17 protein-coding genes, 1 pseudogene and 1 riboswitch are annotated in these 18,377 nt (G+C 72.9%); of the genes and pseudogenes, 9 read left to right on the top strand and 9 right to left on the bottom strand.

Going from position 1 to position 18,377, the window contains the following annotated elements; genetic code table 11:
* Window positions 1-102 (top strand): annotated as a pseudogene (locus ABD335_RS30710) (HAD-IC family P-type ATPase); the annotation flags it as partial.
* Between the two features lie 94 nt (window positions 103-196).
* Here ABD335_RS30710 and ABD335_RS00450 read toward each other — a convergent pair.
* The 6 genes from ABD335_RS00450 to ABD335_RS00475 form a co-directional block, all read right to left on the bottom strand.
* Window positions 197-526, bottom strand: coding sequence for a hypothetical protein (locus ABD335_RS00450; RefSeq protein WP_344319963.1), 330 nt, complete (start codon window positions 524-526; stop codon window positions 197-199).
* A 181-nt stretch (window positions 527-707) separates the two neighbouring features.
* Window positions 708-1,958, bottom strand: a complete 1,251-nt coding sequence (locus ABD335_RS00455) for a DUF1266 domain-containing protein (RefSeq protein ID WP_344319964.1) — start codon at window positions 1,956-1,958, stop codon at window positions 708-710.
* A 65-nt stretch (window positions 1,959-2,023) separates the two neighbouring features.
* Window positions 2,024-3,697 (bottom strand): ricin-type beta-trefoil lectin domain protein, encoded by a 1,674-nt coding sequence (locus ABD335_RS00460; protein WP_344319965.1) that lies wholly within the window; start codon window positions 3,695-3,697, stop codon window positions 2,024-2,026.
* A gap of 439 nt (window positions 3,698-4,136) precedes the next feature.
* Window positions 4,137-4,283 carry a hypothetical protein gene (locus tag ABD335_RS00465; protein WP_344319966.1) on the bottom strand — a complete coding sequence of 49 codons (147 nt, stop codon included), beginning with the start codon at window positions 4,281-4,283 and terminating at the stop codon, window positions 4,137-4,139.
* Between the two features lie 206 nt (window positions 4,284-4,489).
* A complete protein-coding gene (locus ABD335_RS00470) occupies window positions 4,490-4,768 on the bottom strand; it encodes a GlsB/YeaQ/YmgE family stress response membrane protein (protein WP_344319967.1) in 279 nt (92 codons plus the stop codon).
* A gap of 850 nt (window positions 4,769-5,618) precedes the next feature.
* On the bottom strand, window positions 5,619-6,611 hold the full coding sequence (locus tag ABD335_RS00475; RefSeq protein WP_344319968.1) for a phosphotriesterase family protein: 993 nt from the start codon (window positions 6,609-6,611) through the stop codon (window positions 5,619-5,621).
* Between the two features lie 177 nt (window positions 6,612-6,788).
* On the opposite strand from ABD335_RS00475, the gene ABD335_RS00480 reads away from it, so the two are divergent.
* The 7 genes from ABD335_RS00480 (at window position 6,789) to ABD335_RS00510 (ending at window position 13,215) form a co-directional block, all read left to right on the top strand.
* Window positions 6,789-7,382 (top strand): TetR/AcrR family transcriptional regulator, encoded by a 594-nt coding sequence (locus tag ABD335_RS00480; protein ID WP_344319969.1) that lies wholly within the window; start codon window positions 6,789-6,791, stop codon window positions 7,380-7,382.
* Between the two features lie 152 nt (window positions 7,383-7,534).
* Window positions 7,535-8,749 carry an acyl-CoA dehydrogenase family protein gene (locus tag ABD335_RS00485; RefSeq protein WP_344319970.1) on the top strand — a complete coding sequence of 405 codons (1,215 nt, stop codon included), beginning with the start codon at window positions 7,535-7,537 and terminating at the stop codon, window positions 8,747-8,749.
* Window positions 8,746-9,633 (top strand): SDR family NAD(P)-dependent oxidoreductase, encoded by an 888-nt coding sequence (locus ABD335_RS00490; protein ID WP_344319971.1) that lies wholly within the window; start codon window positions 8,746-8,748, stop codon window positions 9,631-9,633. The genes ABD335_RS00485 and ABD335_RS00490 overlap by 4 nt, the downstream gene beginning before the upstream one ends.
* Window positions 9,630-10,382: an SDR family oxidoreductase gene (locus ABD335_RS00495; protein ID WP_344319972.1), complete on the top strand. Its 753-nt coding sequence runs from the start codon at window positions 9,630-9,632 to the stop codon at window positions 10,380-10,382. The genes ABD335_RS00490 and ABD335_RS00495 overlap by 4 nt, the downstream gene beginning before the upstream one ends.
* A gap of 1 nt (window position 10,383) precedes the next feature.
* The gene (locus ABD335_RS00500; protein ID WP_344319973.1) at window positions 10,384-11,466 is read left to right on the top strand and encodes a phosphotransferase family protein; all 1,083 of its coding nucleotides are present in this window, start codon (window positions 10,384-10,386) and stop codon (window positions 11,464-11,466) included.
* 41 nt (window positions 11,467-11,507) lie between these two features.
* Complete coding sequence (locus tag ABD335_RS00505; RefSeq protein ID WP_344319974.1) at window positions 11,508-12,191, top strand: histidine phosphatase family protein; 684 nt, start codon at window positions 11,508-11,510, stop codon at window positions 12,189-12,191.
* Between the two features lie 55 nt (window positions 12,192-12,246).
* Window positions 12,247-13,215 carry an NADPH:quinone oxidoreductase family protein gene (locus ABD335_RS00510; protein WP_344319975.1) on the top strand — a complete coding sequence of 323 codons (969 nt, stop codon included), beginning with the start codon at window positions 12,247-12,249 and terminating at the stop codon, window positions 13,213-13,215.
* Window positions 13,216-13,305: 90 nt separating this feature from the next.
* Here ABD335_RS00510 and ABD335_RS00515 read toward each other — a convergent pair whose 3' ends face one another.
* The 3 genes from ABD335_RS00515 to ABD335_RS00525 form a co-directional block, all read right to left on the bottom strand.
* On the bottom strand, window positions 13,306-15,525 hold the full coding sequence (locus ABD335_RS00515) for an NADP-dependent isocitrate dehydrogenase (RefSeq protein ID WP_344319976.1): 2,220 nt from the start codon (window positions 15,523-15,525) through the stop codon (window positions 13,306-13,308).
* Window positions 15,526-15,714: 189 nt separating this feature from the next.
* The gene (locus ABD335_RS00520; protein WP_344319977.1) at window positions 15,715-16,539 is read right to left on the bottom strand and encodes a transglycosylase SLT domain-containing protein; all 825 of its coding nucleotides are present in this window, start codon (window positions 16,537-16,539) and stop codon (window positions 15,715-15,717) included.
* A gap of 3 nt (window positions 16,540-16,542) precedes the next feature.
* Window positions 16,543-16,719: riboswitch (cyclic di-AMP (ydaO/yuaA leader) on the bottom strand.
* Between the two features lie 521 nt (window positions 16,720-17,240).
* Window positions 17,241-17,609, bottom strand: coding sequence for an SPW repeat domain-containing protein (locus ABD335_RS00525; RefSeq protein ID WP_344319978.1), 369 nt, complete (start codon window positions 17,607-17,609; stop codon window positions 17,241-17,243).
* Between the two features lie 504 nt (window positions 17,610-18,113).
* Here ABD335_RS00525 and ABD335_RS00530 point away from each other — a divergent pair.
* Window positions 18,114-18,314 (top strand): cold-shock protein, encoded by a 201-nt coding sequence (locus tag ABD335_RS00530; RefSeq protein ID WP_344319979.1) that lies wholly within the window; start codon window positions 18,114-18,116, stop codon window positions 18,312-18,314.
* The last annotated feature ends 63 nt before the right edge of the window (window positions 18,315-18,377 follow it).

Genomic DNA, 18,377 nt, shown 5'->3' on the forward strand with positions numbered 1-18,377 from the left:
GGCCTGCTCAACCCGATGATCGCCGGAGCGGCGATGGCCTTCTCCTCCGTCTTCGTTGTCACCAACAGCCTGCGGCTCCGCACCTTCCGCGCCCGGGCCTGACCGGAGGCGGAGTATCCGGGGCCGGGGCGCATCGCTCCGGCCCCTCGCCGACGGCGAGGGGCCGTCGGCCCGTCGAGGAACGCCGGCGCGACGGTCACGGTCGGGGCCGTCGGGAGCCGCGCTCGCGGAGGGGGCGGTGTACGACTGCGCCCTGTGGTCCCGACGGTCCGGGACCACAGGGCGCGAGCGCGATGCACGAGCGTCGGACGTCCGAGCGGGACGCGAGGACCACGCCGATGACGGCCGGCGTGCCGGTCGCCTCCCACGGGTGGCGCCTCAGCAGGTCCAGCGCGCCGGGCCAACGCTCCTGCCCCGTCGCCGCGTTGCCCGCCAACGCGGCCAGTGTCGCCACGGCGCAGCCGGTGACGGTCAGCACCACGACCCCGGCGACGCGCAGCCTGTTCCCCACCCGCACCCCCGTCACGGCTCGCGTGTCCCTTGCCGCGCGAGGCCACCGTCCCTTCCGGCCCGGCTCCCCACGTCTTCCCGTGGCGTGCCCTGGGCACCGGCTGCCGAGCGGACTCCTCGACGAGTCCCGTCGAGCCTTCACGGATGTCGGGGCCTCGTGTCGAACGGCGTTCGCGCCGGACGCCGGGGTCCGGCGGTCACTTCCAGGGGATGGTGAGCCAGGGGCTCTCGGGGTGGGTGGTGAGGACCCGGTGGGCGCCCAGCATCTCCTCGTACCAGTCGCCGAACTCCTCGTCGTCGAAGTGGAGGCAGCGGCCGAGGATGTAGCCGACGGAGAACGCCTCCCACGACTTGTAGGTCACCTGGCCGACCCGGCCGGCCCGCACCACGGCCTGTTCGGCCTCGGCGACGTCGCAGAAGCGGGCGCCCAGGCCCCAGCGCGCCATCTTCGAGGCCCGGCCGTAGTCCCAGGCGAGGACGGACGTGACGTACTCGTCCTCGCCGAGCAGGCCGTCCGCGCGGAAGCGGGCCTCGTAGCGGACGACGCGGCCGATGAGCTGCTGGAGCCCGCGGATCTCCGGGCCGGGGTCGGGGAGGTTCTCGGCGCCGCGCGCCACCGCCCGCTCGGCACGGCCGCGCACGACGCGCTCGACGACCTGTCGCCAGTGGTCGATCTCCACCGGCCCGCCGTACTCGCGCGCGATCGCCCGCCGGACCTCCAGCACGAACTCCCAGGCCGAGTTGGACATCTCGCCCTTGAGGAGCCGCTGTTGGGCCTCCGCCCACTCCTCCCGGGTGGTGATGCCCCACCAGTCCGCCAGCCGCTCCCGCTCGTAGTCGTAGCCCGTGCCGTGCCAGCCCATGGCGTTCCACAGGGAGCCGTTGGACACGCACAGCAGCGCCCCGCAGGCCAGGCCGTGGGCCACGGGCCCCTGGAACACGCCGCCGACCCGGAGGGTGCGCAGCGTGCCCCGCCGCGCGTTCCTCGACGCCCTCTCCGCGTGCTGCGCCCAGAGCCGCCGGTGTTCGGGGCCGGCCGCGAAGTACGCCTCGCAGGGGCTGCCGGGGTTGACGGCCAGCCACCAGTCGGGGTCGTCCCACTCGACGGCGAGCCATCCCAGCGAGCGCTCCAGGAACACCGGGTCCGGCGCCGGGCAGGGGAGCATCCCCTCGGTCAGGATCGCCACGTAGCGCCTGCGCGTCCTGGGGTCCCAGTAGGGGTGGAAGCCGAAGCTGCCGAGGTGGGCTTCCGCCCACGGACGGGGCATGGCGTGGAAGAGCTTGGCCCCGGCCAGGGTGTCGAGGTACGCGAACCAGTCGCCGCGCGCCTTCGCCTCGTACAGCGACTGCTCGACGTCGGTGGGCGGCTGCCACGGCGTGTGCGCCGGGCCGCCCCGTCCTTCCCCCGCCGCCGTCCACCCGGCGGCCGTCCCGCTCCACGTGTTCATGACGGGTTCACTCTACAGAGCGGGGTCGTGACCGTCCGAGGCGTGTGAGGTGGGGGCCGCCCCGTTCAGGGCCGTCCGACCGTCCAGCGCTGGTCCCCGCGGTTCTCCGCCGGTTCCAGGAGCATCGGACCGCCGGGGGTGCCGCTGCTCGGGGACAGGGCGAAGTCCGGCGCGATCCGGGGCCGGATGACGCCCAGCCCGTCGACGACGAACAGCAGGTTCTCGCCGTTGTCGCCGTCGACCGACGAGCAGGGCCAGATGCCGACGCCCCGGTCGGTGTCCCCGCGCGAGTCCAGGCAGAAGGAGGGATCGGCGTACGAGTGGAGGAGCCCCCGCTCGTCCAGCCGCCACCGCTGGGTCGGGGCGCTGCCGCACCGGGCGGTGAGGACGTCCGCGCGTTTCTCCACGACGCCGTCCGCTATGTCCAGGCAGAGTCCCGACGCGGCGTTGACCAGCGGGGCGAAGTGCTCGCCCGGGCGTGGAGGCGGAGCGGGGGCCGTGGTCGGCCGGCGCTCCGCGGACCCGGCGGGCGGCGTCGGGCTCTGCGAACGGGCGGGGGGCCTCGTCTCCTCCCCGTCGGGCGGCGCGCTCGGGGAGGGGGAGACGGTGGCGGTGACCGCCACCGTGGGGCGCGGCGCGGCGGGCAGGGCCGTGCCCCCGTCCGCCGGTTCCCACTCGCCTCCGCCGACGGCTGTCAGGACCGCGGCCAGGACGGCCGCCGTCACGGCGCAGCCCAGCACGGCGACCGCCCACGGCCGGGGAGGCCGACGGCCGAGGAGGCGCCGTGCGCGGTCCGGCCACGCGTCGGCCGGTCCGCCGTCCTCCGGGGACGGGACGCCGATCGCCGCGGTGGGCCGGTCGCCGTCCTCCGGGGCGGGCGGGCGGTCCGGGGCGGTGGCGCCGGGCTCCTCCGGCACGGGGAACGGGCCCTGGGCGAGGTGGTCGGCGCCGCCCCACAGCAGCAGGCCGTCCGCCAGCACCGTCCGCGGCTCCCGCCGCATGCGCCGCATCAGCTCCACGGCCGGGCCGCAGCACGGGCACGTGGCCAGGTGCTCGTCGAGGTCCCCGCTGTGCCGGTCCTCGGCCACCGACACCTCGATGATGCGCCGGAACCCGTGGCACCGGGGCTCCCCGCGGCGCTTCAGGCGCACGCCCAGGTACGCCCGTCCCAGCGCGTCGAGCGCCCGCGCCCGCAGGGCCGCCACCTCGTGCGGTTCGACGCCGATGAGCGTCCCGGTGCTCCGGTCGGCCTCCTCGTCCACGACGCCGTACCACAGCACGCCCCGCGTACGGCCGGGCAGACCGCGGTAGCCCGCCAGGAGCGCCGGTGCCCGTTCGGAGCGCAGTGCCCCGGCGCCGTCGAGCCATGCCGCGAAGTCGGGGCGCAGCCGGTCCCCGTGTCCCTCGGCCGCCCACCGCGCGGCCACCGTGTGCACCAGCAGCATGAGGTGGTGCCGCCACGGTTCCCGGGGGTCGCGCCCCTGCCTCGCCTGCCGTACACCGAGGGCGAACGCCTCCGAGCAGAGCCGGTCGCCGGCCTGCCGGGTGCCTCCGCACAGCCGCGCGTACGCCGGCACGGCGGGGAGATGCCTGCGGCGCAACTCCCGGGCCGCGGGCCCCGCCTGGTGCCGGCCGGTCCTCAGCAGCTCGGTCAGCTCGGCGTCGGACCGACCCGTGTGCGCTTCGGCGTCCGCCGTCCCGGCCGTGACCGGCCGGTCGGCGTGATCAAGTTCGGACAAGGCGAGACCCCTTCGTCCCGTTCCCGTCACATCGGGGCCGCATCCGCACGGCCGACGGAAGCGAGTGCCCATGGTGGAGCAGTCGGGCACGCGGGGAAAGCGTTACTCGCGGTACATCCCGTGCGTTCGCGCCGGGTTCCGAACGCGGGGCGGACCGGCCGTCCGCGCGCCCACCCGCGCGCCGTCGGCCCGGAACCCCGTTCCGCTCCGGGGAGATCGTCCGCGGCCGGCCCCGACTCGGGGGAACCGCCGTCGATGTCGAACCGACCGCCGCCGGTGGTTTCCGGTCCCTCCGCGCGTATTCGAGATCTTTCGCCGGTACGCGTCCGCGGCCCGGCCCGGAAAATCGACGACCGGTTCACCGGTGCGTCCCGTCGGGAGGGCGGGAGGCCCATCACGGGCCGGCTTTCCCCTCGTTTCCCGAGCACCGGAAGAGCGTTTATTCGCGCGATGCCGCCCGGCCGGCCACCAGCCCCGCGACGAAGACCACGACGGCCACGACGAGCAGCCATTTCAGCGCTTTCAACACCAACGCGACCACGGCCAGCGCGACCCCGGCCACCAGCAGCAGTACAGCCCGGTTCATCTCTCTCCTCGTCCCTGTCGCGGCGGGTTCCACGGCCCGTTGACGTATGCCCCGCTTCCCGTGCTTCACCGCCGGGACTTCTCCCCCCGGTAGCGCGACCGGCCCCCGACGGCCCGCTCTGTCGAGGGGACCGCCGGGGGCCGGCGTCCGGAACCGTCCGCGCGGTGACAGGTCGTTCACCGACCACCGCATGACCGGTGCCCGGATCAGGCGTGGACGCGGTTGTGGCTGCGGCCCGTGACCGCCCGGTAGATGGCGAGGACGATGACCGAGCCGATGATGGCGGCTATCCAGGTGGACAGCTCGAAGAATCCGTCGATCGAATCGACGCCGAATATCACCTTGCCGAGGAAACCACCGAGGAGACCACCCACGATACCGATCAGCATGGTGACCAGAATGCCGCCGGGGTCCTTGCCCGGCATGAGGGCCTTGGCGATCGCTCCGGCGAGCAGACCGATGAGAATCCACGCGATGATGCCCATGTCTGGGTACCTCCTTGTCGTCTTCACGGAACCGCCTTGCCCTGAACACGACATCCAAACAAGGGAATTCGACGAGATGGTGAGAGCGACGGGCTGAACAGCGGTTTCCCTCTCCGAACTCGGAGTGGTTTCCCCGCGCCGCGACTTTCGACTCACGGCCGCGGGACGAACGTCCGACTCCGCGGCCGAACGGTGGGCGCGTCCCCGCCCGTACGACGGGGACGGATTCGCCCGCCGGCCCGGAAGGGGGGCCGGGCCACCCGGCCCGTCCGGCCGCCCGCGAACTCCCTTTCCGCTCGCGACGGTTCACGCTCGCGGCCGGTCGCCGACCACTGCCCGCCCGGAGGCGCATGGGCGCCGAACCCGCCACCCTCTCGCGTCGTTCCGTGCGGAGACGGACCGTGCCCGACTCGAAGCGGCCGACGGGAACGCGCGGTTGCGGACGGCCGGGCGCCCGGTCCGATCCGTTCACCCCGGTGGCCGCCCGGGATCTCCACGGCAAGGTGAAGTGTCCCGGATCACACCGAAATCGGGTACTCGCGGCGGAATGTCCCGGAGGGGGTGGCGGTTGTACCCCTCGCAGGCGCCGGTGGTGGGACAGTGTCCCCGGGCCTCACCCATTGCCTGCGAGGACGATCGTTCGGCTGAAGCCTCGCAGAGCCCCTCGCCGCGAAGGCGACCGCCACCACCGGCGCCCGCACCCCACAGACCGGCCCCGGTCGAGTGTCCCCCGTCTCGACCGGGGCCTTTCCCTGCCCCAACGCCCGGACGTACGGGTTTCGGATGTCCGGAACCCGTACGTCCGGGCGTTTCCGCGCGCTCCGGCGCGTTCCGCGCTCCCGGCGCGGCCTCAGCGCGCGGCGGCGGTCTCGAAGAGGCGGCGCGGGTTGTCGGTGAGCATCGTGGTGATCTCCTCCTCCGTCACGCCGCGCTCCCGTACGTAGGGCAGAACCTCCTGACCGATGTGCAGGTAGTGCCACTGCGGCAGGAAGGGCATGACGTTCGGGTCGATCCAGTCGATGTAGCAGGAGGCGTCGTGGGAGAGGACCATGCTCTCGGCGTAGCCGCGGCGGCACATCTCCACCAGGGTGTCGGCGCGGGTCTCGAAGCTGGTGTCGAGGTTGAGGCCGAAGCGGTCCATGCCGAGCAGGAAGCCGGCGTCGGCCAGCTCGGCGAGGTGGTCGCAGTCGGCGGTGTCGCCGCTGTGCCCCAGGACGACGCGCCGCGGGTCGACGCCCTCCTCGTCGCACAGCACCCGCTTGACCTCCAGCCCGGTCCTGCTCCCCGGGTGGGTGTGCACGGTGACGGGGATGCCGGTGCGGTGGTGGGCCGCGGCGACGGCCCGCATCACGCGCTCGACACCCGCCGTCATCCCACGCTCGTCGATGGCGCACTTGAGCATGCCGGCCCGCACCCCGGTGTCCGCGATGCCCTCGGTGATGTCGTGGACGAACATCTCCACCATGGGGTCGGGGACCTCGACGCCCAGCGCCTCGTTCAGCGCCGGTCCGCGGTGGCGGAAGAAGAAGGGCACGTCGTCGTAGGTGTACAGACCGGTGGCCACGACGATGTTCAGCTCGGGCACCCGCTCGGCCACGCGCCGGATGCGGGGGATGTACCGGCCCAGGCCGACGACGGTCGGATCGACGATGGTGCGCACGCCCGAGGCGGCCAGGGCGCGCAGCTTCTCCACCGCGTCGGCGACGCGCTCGTCCTCGTCGCCCCACTCGCCCGGGTAGTTGGCCTGGACGTCGGCGGTGAGCGTGAAGATGTGCTCGTGGACGTAGGTGGGGCCCAGCTCGGCGGTGTCGACGGGGCCGAGAACGGTGTTCACCTGGGGCATCGGGACGCGGCTCCTTGTCGACGGCGCGGGAGGACGGCCGCGCGTCCGCGGTCGTCGTGTCGGTCGTCGCGAGCATAGGCACGTACTGAGCGATGCTCAACAGGTCCGCCGTCCCGCCTTCCGGCCCCGCCGGAGCCGCGTTTGTCGGGTTCCGGGCGGCGGGTTACTGTCGCCCCCATGAGCGCCGATCCCGTCCGCCCCCGCGTGCGCCTGAGTGCCGAGGACCGACGCGGGCAGTTGATCGGCATCGGGCTGCGGCTGCTGGTCACCCGGCCCATCCACGAGCTGTCGATCGACGAGGTGGCCGCCGAGGCCGGCATCTCGCGCGGGCTGCTGTTCCACTACTTCCCCACCAAGCGCGACTACTACGTGGCGGTGGTCCGGGCCGCCGGGCAGCGGCTGCTGACGCACGCCCGCCTGCCCGAGGAGGGCGGTTCCGAGGAGCGGGTGCGCGCCGTCGTCGAGGGGTTCGTCGGCTTCGTCCGGCGGCGCCGCGCCAACTACGTGGCCCTGGTGCGCGCCGGGGCGGGCGGGGACGACCTCGTGCTGGAGGTCTTCGAGAACATCCGCGCCACCCTGACCGACCGGGTGCTGCGGGCGCTCGACGAGCCGGCCCCCGATCCGATGGTGCGGCTGGCGGTGCGCGGCTGGCTGGCGATGGCCGAGGAGATGGCGATCGAGGCGCGCGACGAGACCGTGTCCACCGACGGCCTGGTCGACTTCCTCGTGGACGGCCTCGGCCGGCTGCTCGCGCCGCTCGCCCGGCGCTGACCGCGCCTCCCTCCCCGGCCGGGTGCCTCCGCCGGCCGCGAATGATCCCGGCGAGTGATCCCGGCCACCCCGGGGCCACGCTATTGAGCGTTGCTCAGTAGGTTGGCTACCCTCGCGTCACCACCGACGTCGCCCCAGGCAAGGAGCCGGTCGTGGACTTCGCCCACTCACCGCGGGCGCAGGAGTACATCGAACGTGTCGCCGCCTTCGTCGACACCGAGGTCCTCCCGCGCGAACGCGAGTACCTCGACGCCCTGCGCGGCCAGGCCGACCGCTGGGCGGTCCCGCCGCTGATGGAGGAACTCAAGGCCAAGGCCCGCGAGCGGGGCCTGTGGAACCTCTTCCTGCCCGACGAGCGGTACGGCGCCGGGCTGGGCGTGGCGGAGTACGCGCCGCTGGCGGAGCTGATGGGCCGGTCCCTCATCGCGCCCGAGGTGTTCAACTGCAACGCGCCCGACACCGGCAACGCCGAGGTCCTGCTGCACCACGGCAGCGCCGAGCAGCGCGAGCGGTGGCTGGAACCCCTGCTGGAGGGGCGCGTCCGCTCGGCGTTCTGCATGACCGAGCCGGACGTGGCCTCCTCGGACGCCACCAACATGGCGGCGACCGCGGTCCTGGACGGGGAGGAGGTGGTGCTCAACGGACGCAAGTGGTGGAGCACCGGGATCGGGCACCCGAACTGCCGGTTCGTGATCTTCATGGGGCTGACCGACCCCGACGCCGACCGCCTGCGGCGGCACTCGATGGTGCTCGTGCCCGTCGACACCCCCGGGGTGCGGATCGAGCGGATGCTGCCGGTCCTCGGCTACCACGACGAGCCCTACGGCCACGGCGAGGTGTCCTTCACCGACGTGCGGCTGCCGCGCGACGCGATCATCGCCGGGCCCGGCCGCGGCTTCGAGATCGCCCAGGGCAGGCTGGGTCCGGGCCGCATCCACCACTGCATGCGTCTGATCGGGATGGCCGAGCGCGCGCTGGAACTGGCCTGCCGCCGCGCGACCGAGCGCACCGCGTTCGGCAAGCCGCTGGCCAACCTCGGCGGCAACCGCGAGCGCATCGCCAGGGCCCGCATCGCCATCGACCAGGCGCGCCTCCACGTGCTGCACACCGCCTGGCTGCTGGACACCGCCGGGGCGCTCGGGGCCGTCGGCGCGCTGTCGCAGGTCAAGGCGGCGGTCCCGGCCATGGTGCAGGAGGTCGTCGACATGGCCGTCCAGATGCACGGCGGGGCCGGGCTGTCCGACGACACCCCCCTGGCGGGCTTCCTCTCCACCGCCCGGGCACTGCGCCTGGCCGACGGGCCCGACGAGGTGCACCTCGGCGTGGTCGCCAAGCTGGAACTCGCCGCGTACCGGGAGCGGGCATGACCGCGGGGACGAGCCCGGGCACGGGCACTCGGGTGCTGGTCACCGGCGCCGCCTCCGGCCTGGGCCGGGCCATCGCCGCCCACTACGCGGCCGCCGGCTGCCGGGTGCTGGTCACCGACCTGGCCGAGCCCGCCGAACCGCTCGCCGGCGAGGTGTCCTGGCACCGGCTGGACGTGCGCTCCGACGCGGAGTGGGCCGCGGTCCGCGACTGGTGCGAGACCCACTGGGGCGGCCTGGACGTCCTGGTCAACAACGCCGGCGTCGCCGCGGCGGGCCGTGTCGAGCGGATCGAGGACGCCGACTGGGAGTGGATCCTCGACATCAACCTGCGCGGAGTCGTGCGCGGCTGCCGGACCTTCGTGCCCCTCCTCAAGCGGCAGGGCGGCGGACACGTCGTCAACGTCGCCTCGCTGGCGGCGTTGACGAACCTGCCGGGGATGTCCTCCTACAACGTCTCCAAGGCCGCCGTCGTCTCCCTGTCGGAGACCCTGCGGCACGAGCTGGCGCCCTGGGGGATCCACACCACCGTGGTGTGTCCCGGGTTCGTGCCCACCAACCTCGACAGCGGCCTGCGCAGCCCCGACCCGGTCCTCGCCCACCAGGCCACCCGACTGATCCAGAAGGGTCGCGTCACCCCCGAGCAGGTGGCGGAGCAGGTCGCCGAGGCCGTCGCCCGGCGCCGCTTCCTGGTGCTCACCCACCCCGAGGGGCGCAGGGCCGTCCGCCTCAAGCGCCTGTGGCCGGCCCTGGTGGACCGGCGGATCGCCGCGGTGTGGCGGCGCACCAGGGCCAAGCTGGACGAGCAGGACGCACGCGAGGCGCACGGCGCGCAGGACACGCACGGCGCACGGCACACGGAAGACACCCGGGAAGACACCGCATGAGCACCCGTCGGAACATCCTCGTCACCGGGGCCGGCGCCGGGCTGGGCGAGCACATGGCCCGCGGCTTCGCCGCCCTGGGCCGCAACCTCGCCCTGTGCGCCCGCCGCACCGACCGGCTGGAGAGGCTGCGGGACGACCTCCTCGCCGCGCACCCCGGCATCACGGTCGCGGTGCGCGAGCTCGACGTGAACGACCACGACGCCGTCTTCGAGGTCTTCCGCGCCTTCCGCTCCGACCTGGGCGGGCTGGACCGGGTCGTGGTCAACGCCGGGCTCGGCAAGGGGCAGCCCATCGGCACCGGGCGCTTCGACGCCAACCTCCGGACCGCGCGGACCAACTTCACCGCGGCCCTCGCCCAGTGCGAGGCCGCCGGGGAGATCTTCCGCGAGCGGAACGCCGGCCATCTGGTCGTCGTCTCCTCGATGAGCGCCCCGCGCGGCCTGCCCCGCAACCTCACCGCCTGCGCGGCCTCCAAGGCCGGTGTCGCCGCGCTCGCCGAGGGCATCCGCGCCGAACTGCTGCGCACCCCGATCAGGGTCACCACCCTCTTCCCCGGCTGCATCGCCTCCGAGACGAGCGGCCGATCGGGCCGGACTCCGCTGATGGTCTCCACCGAGAAGGGCGTCCGTGCCGTGGTGCGGGCCATCGAGGCCGAACGTGCCCAGGCGAAGGTCCCCGCCTGGCCCTGGGTGCCCCCGGGGTTCGCCATGCGCCGGCTGCCCCTGTCCCTCGTCTCCAGGATGAGCTGACATGGGCGACGCAAACGACAGGAGCGCCGGCCGCGACCGGCGCGGCGCGGTGCGCGCCGAGGACGCCTTCGACGTCGCCCGCGTGGACGCCTGGCTCAAGGAGCGGCTGGACGGGCTCGACGGCACCCCGGAGGTCACCCAGTTCTCCGGCGGCGCCTCCAACCTCACCTACCTGCTGCGCTACCCCGGCGCCGAGCTGGTCCTGCGCCGCCCGCCGGCCGGACGCAAGGCGTCCTCCGCGCACGACATGGCCCGTGAGTACGAGGTCCAGCGCAAGCTGAAGCCGGTCTTCCCGTACGTGCCCACCGTCCGCGCCCTGTGCCGGGACCCCGAGGTCATCGGCGGCGACTTCTACGTCATGGACCGGGTGCCCGGCCTCGTCCTGCGCGGTCGCCTCCCCGAGGGGACGACGCTGGACCGCGCGCGGGCGCGCGAGCTGTCGGAGACCTTCGTCGACACCCTCGCCGACCTCCACCGCGTCGACGTGACGGCCGCGGGCCTGACCGACCTCGGCAAGGGCGCCGGCTACGTGCGCCGCCAGGTCGAGGGCTGGACCCGCCGCTACGCCCAGGCCCGCACGTGGAACACCCCGAGCTTCGCGAAGGTGACCGCCTGGCTCGCCGACAACCGGCCCGACGACGTGGCCATCCGTGTGATCCACAACGACTGGCGGCTGGACAACATCGTCCTGGACGAGGACGACCTGCGCGTGGTCGGCGTCCTGGACTGGGAGATGGCCACCCTCGGCGATCCGCTGATGGACCTCGGCGGCGCGCTCGCCTACTGGGTGCAGGCCGACGACGGCCGGATGGCGCGCGCCACCCGCCGTCGGCCCAGCCACCTGCCCGGGATGCTCACCCGTGCCGAGATCGTCGAACGCTACTGCGACCGTACGGGTCTGGACGCCGGGAACCGGCCCTTCTACGAGGTCTTCGGGCTGTTCCGACTCGCCGTGATCGCCCAGCAGATCTACTACCGCTACCACCACGGGCAGACCCGCAACCCCGCGTTCCGCACCCTGTGGTTGGCGGTGAACCACCTCGACCGGCGCTGCCGTCGGGTCATCGCCCGCGCGGGCCGCTGAACAGCCGCTGAACAGGAATCCCCGACGGCAGGAGAACAGCGATGCCGGTCATCCATCTGGTCCGCCACGGTCAGGCGTCGTTCGGCGCCGAGACGACGGAGGGGTACGACGTGCTGTCGGACCTCGGCCGCAGACAGGCCGAGGTCGTCGGCGCCGAGCTGGCCCGGCGCGCGCCGCGCGATCCGGTCGTGGTCTGCGGCACCCTGAGCCGGCAGCGGGACACGGCCGAGATCCTGATGAAGGCCGCCGGGCTCGCCGGGGCGCCGCGCACCGACCCCCGCTGGAACGAGTACGACCACATCGGCCTCGTCGAGCGCTACGGCACGGTCGCCGGCGGTGCCGTGGCGGGCGTCCCCGCCGAGCCGCCCGTCGACAACCGCGGTTTCCAGACCCTGCTCGACCGCGCGCTCGAAGCGTGGGTGGAGGACGTGGCCGACGGCGGCTGGGAGCGGTTCGCCACGGGCGCCTCCGACGCGCTGCGGGAACTGGTCGCCGACCTCGGCTCCGGGCGCGACGCCGTGGTGGTGACCTCGGGCGGGGTGCTGGCGGCCCTGTGCGGGGGGCTGCTGTCGGTGCCCGCGGCCGGTGTGGTGGCGCTGAACCGGGTGGTCGTCAACGCCGCGATCACCACCGTCGTCGCGGGCTCCTCCGGCGTCAGCCTGCTGTCCTTCAACGACCACGCCCACTTCACCGGGGACCGGCGTCCGCTGCTCACCTACCGCTGACCGCCGCCCGTCCCTCTCCCGTTGCACGATCCCGCGACCCCGCAAAGGAACCCTCATGCGCGCAGTACAGGTGGTCTCCCTCGACGGCCCCGGGTCCGTACGCGTCGCCGACGTCGACGACCCGCGTCCGGCCCCGGGCCGGGTGCTCGTCGACGTCCACGCCGCCGGTGTCACCTACCCGGACGTCCTGCTGACCCGGGGCGAATACCAGATCAAGCCCGATCCGCCGTTCGTCCCCGGCTCGGAGGTTGCCGGCACCGTCCTCGACGCCCCCGACGGCTCCGGCCTCGCGCCCGGCGACCGCGTCGCGGCCTTCCCCGGCTTCGGCGGCTTCGCCGAGCGGGTCGCCGTCGACCCGGCGGTCGTCTTCCCACTGCCGGAGCGCCTGTCGTTCACGGCCGGGGCCGGGGTGCCGATGAACCACCTGACGGTCCACTTCGCCCTGACGCGCCGCGGCCGGCTGCGGTCCGGGGAGACGGTGCTGGTGCACGGGGCGGCCGGTGGTGTGGGCACGGCCGCGGTCCAGTTGGCGCGCGCCCTGGGGGCGCGGGTGATCGCGGTGGTCTCCACCGAGGCCAAGGCGGAGGTCGCGCGCCGGGCCGGCGCCCACGAGACGGTGCCCGTCGAGGGGTTCCGCCGGGCGGTCGCCGAGCTGACCGGCGGGCGCGGTGTGGACGTCGTCGTCGACCCCGTGGGCGGGGACCGCTTCACCGACTCGCTGCGCAGCCTCGCCCCGGAGGGCCGGCTGCTGGTCGTCGGGTTCACCGGCGGGGAGATCCCCACCGTCAAGGTCAACCGGCTGCTGCTGAACAACATCGAGGTCGTGGGGGTCGGTTGGGGCGCGTTCTGGCTGCCCCGTCCGGAGTACCTGCGCGAGCAGTGGGACGAGCTCCTGCCGCACCTGGAGGCCGGCCGGCTCGACCCGCTCGTCGGCTCGACCCACCCGCTGGAGAGCGCTGCGGACGCCCTGCGCGAGCTCGACGGGCGCGGCGCCGCGGGCAAGGTCGTCCTCCTGACGCGCTAGCCGCGCCGCCCGCCACCGGCGCACACGGAAAAGACCGCCCCGGCCGGACCGAGGTCCGACCGGGGCGGTGGTGCCCCGCGGGGCGGTGCGTCAGCCGAGGGCCGCGATGGCCTGGTTGAACGTCTTCGACGGGCGCATCACGGCCGACGCCTTGGCGTCGTCGGGCCGGTAGTAGCCGCCGATGTCGGCGGGCGAGCCCTGGACGGCGATCAGCTCGTCGACGATCGTCCGCTCGTTCTCCGTCAGGGTCTCGGCGAGCGGGGCGAACGCCTCGGCGAGCTGGGCGTCGTCGGTCTGCCTGGCCAGCTCCTGCGCCCAGTAGAGGGCCAGGTAGAAGTGGCTGCCGCGGTTGTCGATGCCGCCGACGCGACGGGTGGGCGACTTGTCCTCGTTGAGGAAGGTGGCGGTGGCGCGGTCGAGGGTGTCGGCCAGCACCCGGGCCTTGTCGTTGCCCGTGGTCTGCGCGTAGTGCTCGAAGCTGACCGCCAGCGCGAGGAACTCGCCCAGGCTGTCCCAGCGCAGGTAGTTCTCCTTGACGAGCTGCTGGACGTGCTTGGGCGCGGAGCCGCCGGCACCGGTCTCGAACAGGCCGCCGCCGTTCATCAGCGGGACGACGGAGAGCATCTTGGCGCTCGTGCCGAGCTCCAGGATCGGGAAGAGGTCGGTCAGGTAGTCGCGCAGCACGTTGCCGGTGACCGAGATGGTGTTCTCGCCGCGGCGGATGCGCTCCAGGGAGAACTTGATGGCGTCGACCGGCGCCATGATCTCGATCTGCAGGCCCTCGGTGTCGTGCTCGGGCAGGTACCGGCGGACCTTCTCGATGAGCTTGGCGTCGTGGGCGCGGTTCTCGTCGAGCCAGAACACGGCCGGGTCGCCGGTGGCGCGGGCGCGGGTGACGGCGAGCTTGACCCAGTCCTTGATCGGGGCGTCCTTGGTCTGGCACATGCGGAAGATGTCGCCGGCGCCGACCGTCTGCTCCAGGACCACGTTGCCGCCTTCGTCGACCACCCGGACCGTGCCGGTGGTGGGGATCTCGAAGGTCTTGTCGTGGCTGCCGTACTCCTCGGCCTTCTGGGCCATCAGGCCGACGTTGGGCACCGAGCCCATCGTCGCGGGGTCGAAGGCGCCGTTGGCGCGGCAGTCGTCGATGACGGCCTGGTAGATGCCGGCGTAGGAGCTGTCGGGGAGGACGGCGAGGGTGTCGTGCTCCTGACCGTCCGGGCCCCACATGTGGCCGGAGGTGCGGATCATCGCCGGCATGGAGGCGTCGACGATGACGTCGCTGGGCACGTGCAGGTTGGTGATGCCGCGGTCGGAGTCGACCATGGCCAGGTCCGGGCCCTCGTTCAGCTCGGCCTCGAAGGACTCCTTGATCTTCGCGCCCTCGGGCAGCGCGTCCAGGCCCTTGAAGATGGCGCCCAGGCCGTCGTTCGGGCTCAGGCCGGCCCGGCTGAGCGTCTCGCCGTACTCGGCGAACGTCTTCGGGAAGAAGGCGCGCACCACGTGGCCGAAGATGATCGGGTCGGAGACCTTCATCATCGTGGCCTTCAGGTGCACGGAGAACAGCACGCCCTCGGCCTTGGCGCGGGCGACCTGCTCCTTGAGGAACTCGCGCAGCGCCGCGACGCGCATGACGGCCGCGTCCACGACCTCACCGGCCAGGACGGGCACCGACTCGCGCAGGACGGTGGTGCTGCCGTCGTCGCCCACCAGCTCGATGCGGAGCGAGCCGTCCTCGGCGACGACCGCGGACTTCTCGGTGGAGCGGAAGTCGTCGACGCCCATCGTCGCGACGTTCGTCTTGGACTCGGGCGTCCAGGCTCCCATGCGGTGCGGGTGCGTCTTGGCGTAGTTCTTCACCGAGGCGGGGGCGCGGCGGTCGGAGTTGCCCTCGCGCAGGACCGGGTTGACGGCGCTGCCCTTGACCTTGTCGTAGCGGGCGCGGATCTCGCGCTCCTCGTCGGTCTTGGGGTCGTCCGGGTAGTCCGGCAGGGCGTAGCCCTTCTCCTGCAGCTCGGCGATGGCGGCCTTCAGCTGCGGGATCGAGGCCGAGATGTTGGGCAGCTTGATGATGTTGGCCTCGGGCTTCTTGGCCAGCTCGCCGAGCTCGGCGAGCGCGTCGCCGATCCGCTGCTCCTCCTTGAGGTACTCGGGGAAGACGGCGATGATCCGCCCGGCCAGGGAGATGTCACGGCTCTCCACAGTGACACCGGCCTTCGCCGCGTACGCCTGGACCACGGGCAGGAACGAATACGTCGCCAGCGCCGGGGCCTCGTCGGTGTATGTGTAGATGATGGTCGAGTCAGTCACCGGGTGCTCCGCTCCACGTCTGCAACATTGCTCGACATCAAGATATCCCGCGATCGGCCCTCTCTCGACAGGACCCCGCCTCATGACGGCGCGAACGCGCCGGTCCCCCGGGCGGCGTCCGACGCGGGCCGGGCGCGGCGGAGGACCGCGGGCCATCCACGCCCCGCGGTCCTCCGCGTTCCGGACGGCTCAGTAGGGGCCGTTGACGTTGTCGATCGATCCGTAGCGGTCGGCCGCGTAGTTGCAGGCGGCGACGATGTTGGCCACCGGGTCGTACTGGCTGTCGGCCGTGCCGGCGACGTGGTAGGCGTCGAAGGTCGGCTTGATGACCTGGAGCAGACCGATGGACGGGGTGCCGCGCTGGGCGTTGACGTCCCAGTTGTTGATCGCGTTCGGGTTGCCGCCCGACTCGCGCATGATGTTGCGGTGGATGCCCTCGTAGGTGCCGGGGATGCCGTTGGCCCGCATGATGTCCAGGGCCTCGCGGATCCAGCCGTCCAGGTTGTCCGGGTAGGACGTGTTCTTCGCGGAGGTCTGCGCGGCCTGGGACTGCGTGGCGGCGGGAGGGGTCCTGCCCTGGTCCGGCGCGGCGCTCCGCTCCGCACCGGTCCCCTCGACGGCGAGGGTGAGCTTCTGGCCGGGGAAGATCAGGTTCGGGTCGTCCCCGATGGTCTTCCGGTTGGCCTCGTGGACGGTCCGCCAACCGCCCTCGACGTCGTGGTCGGTGGCGATCCCGTGCAGCGTGTCACCGCTGACGACGGTGTAGGAGTCCGTGGCGCCGGCCTTGGACTCGGACTTCGGGGCGGACTCCGGCGTGCCCTCCGCCCGGGAGTCGGCGCGCTTCTGCGCCGCGGGGGCGGCGTCCTGCGCGGAGACGGGAGCCGCGTTCGCGCCGCCCGCGACGAACAGCGGCGCCGCGACACCCGCGCCACCGGCCGTGAGGACGAGGGAGAGACGGGAGAAATGACGGGACATCAGAGGGGTGCGCGGACGTCGGTGGCGACCTCTGGACATGGGGGGTCCTCTCCTGCCGCCTGCGAGGTTAGCTGTCGGATTCGGGCCGGAGAGCCCGGCCGATTTCCGTCGTGCCGGAACACATCGGAATTCGGCTTCACCCCAAGCCGGGCCGGCTGAAAGCGCGGCACGGCGCGTATGTGGTTTCCCCGCTCCTGCCGTGGTCGGCTGCTGCCTCTCCACCGGCCGGGCGGCAGGATTCGGCGTCCCGGCGGTGGAGCCTCCGACTCGGGACGGAGGCCAGGACACATAAACACAGCCCCTCAACGGGGGCAAGACTCGGTAAAACAGCCGACGGTCGCCCCGTCGCCAAATCGTCGCCGCCGGCCACGGAATGCACCGGATCTTCCTCCGAGGGTGATCGCACGGAAATCCTGCGGAGACGTCAGAACCCCTTGCGGCATGGGAATTCGGCGGAAACCCGCATGGCGATCATCCGCCACGGGAAGACGAGGGACGAGGAAATGTGATTCCGGGCACATCGGCTTCCGAATTCTCTTTACATCGCACCATTCCGGACCTAGAGAATTTCTCCGGCAAGCCGTCGGAAAAACCGTTTTCCCTGGAGATGTCGCCCGCTTTCCCTCCGCCTGCTTTCCCTCCGTCCGCGTTCTCTCCGCCCGCGTTCTCTCCGCCCGCGGCCGGTCGGGTCCGCGGAACCGACCGGCCGCGGGCGTACGGGGACGGCCGCGGTGGACGCGTCAGCCGCCCTCCCTCTCGTCCGCCCCCGTGCGGCGACTGCGGAAGTACAGCAGCATGCTCACCACGGAGAGCGCGATCAGCACGATCCCCATGACGACCTCGTTGGTCTGGGCGACCCGTGGGGTGACCTCGCCGCCGTAGTCGACCACGAAGGGCGACACCAGCAGCCAGAGGCCGAGCAGGAGGACGACCAGGTCCGACAGCAACCCGCGCCGGCGCATCATCCCGGCGCCGGCGATGAACGCCACCACCAGGCCGACGCCGGTCTCGTTGCGCTGGGCCTCCTCCGCTGCGTCGGTGAAGGGGTAGCGCAGGGGCCACGACGCCACGAGCAGCCAGACGCCGGAGAGCAGCATCAGCAGGGTCACGATCCGGTCCCGTGCCCCCACGGGGCCGGGCAGGAGCGAGGGTTCCCGGCCGGACGTCCGACCGGGCGAAGAGGAATGACGGGCCACGACGACTCCTTACAGGTCCGTACCGGTCATCCTGCTGCCGATTCCGACGTCCCGCCCGCTATGCACCGCCGTCCCGGTTCCCCCCGGCACCCGTCCGTCCCCCCGGTCGCCCGTCCGGCGGACCGCCGGCACGTCTCACCCTCCGTGGTCGACGCGGAGCCCGCGGTGCCCCGGGCCGCCGTGCCGCCCGCCGCCGGACGGGGCGGCATGGCGGCCCGGAGACCGGGAAGAAATCCAACAGCAGGCTGGTTGTACCGGTTGGTCGTAGTTTTTGTGTGTTTGCGTTGACCGCACGCTTGCGAAGAACGATGTCGCGGGCGCGTCGCTCTCCTCGGAGACCCGAGGGGGCCCGCGTCCAGGACCGGCCCGGACACCGCGCGGTGCGGTGCCCGTTCCCGCCTGGGCAAGGAGAGAGAAATGACCGAGGGAACCGTCAAGTGGTTCAACGCGGACAAGGGCTTCGGCTTCATCGCCCGCACCGACGGACCGGACGTCTTCGTCCACTACTCCGAGATCGAGGGCCGCGGCTTCCGCACGCTGGAGGAGAACCAGCGGGTGGAGTTCGAGGTCGTCCAGGGCCCCAAGGGGCCGCAGGCCACCGGCGTCCACGTGCTCTGATCCCCGGCGGGACGCCCCGCCGCGGACCGGTGGACCACTTCTCACGAGGGCCGGCACCCACGG

Origin of the sequence: Streptomyces macrosporus (assembly GCF_039533145.1) — a bacterium.
GTDB classification, from domain to species: Bacteria; Actinomycetota; Actinomycetes; order Streptomycetales; family Streptomycetaceae; genus Streptomyces; species Streptomyces macrosporus.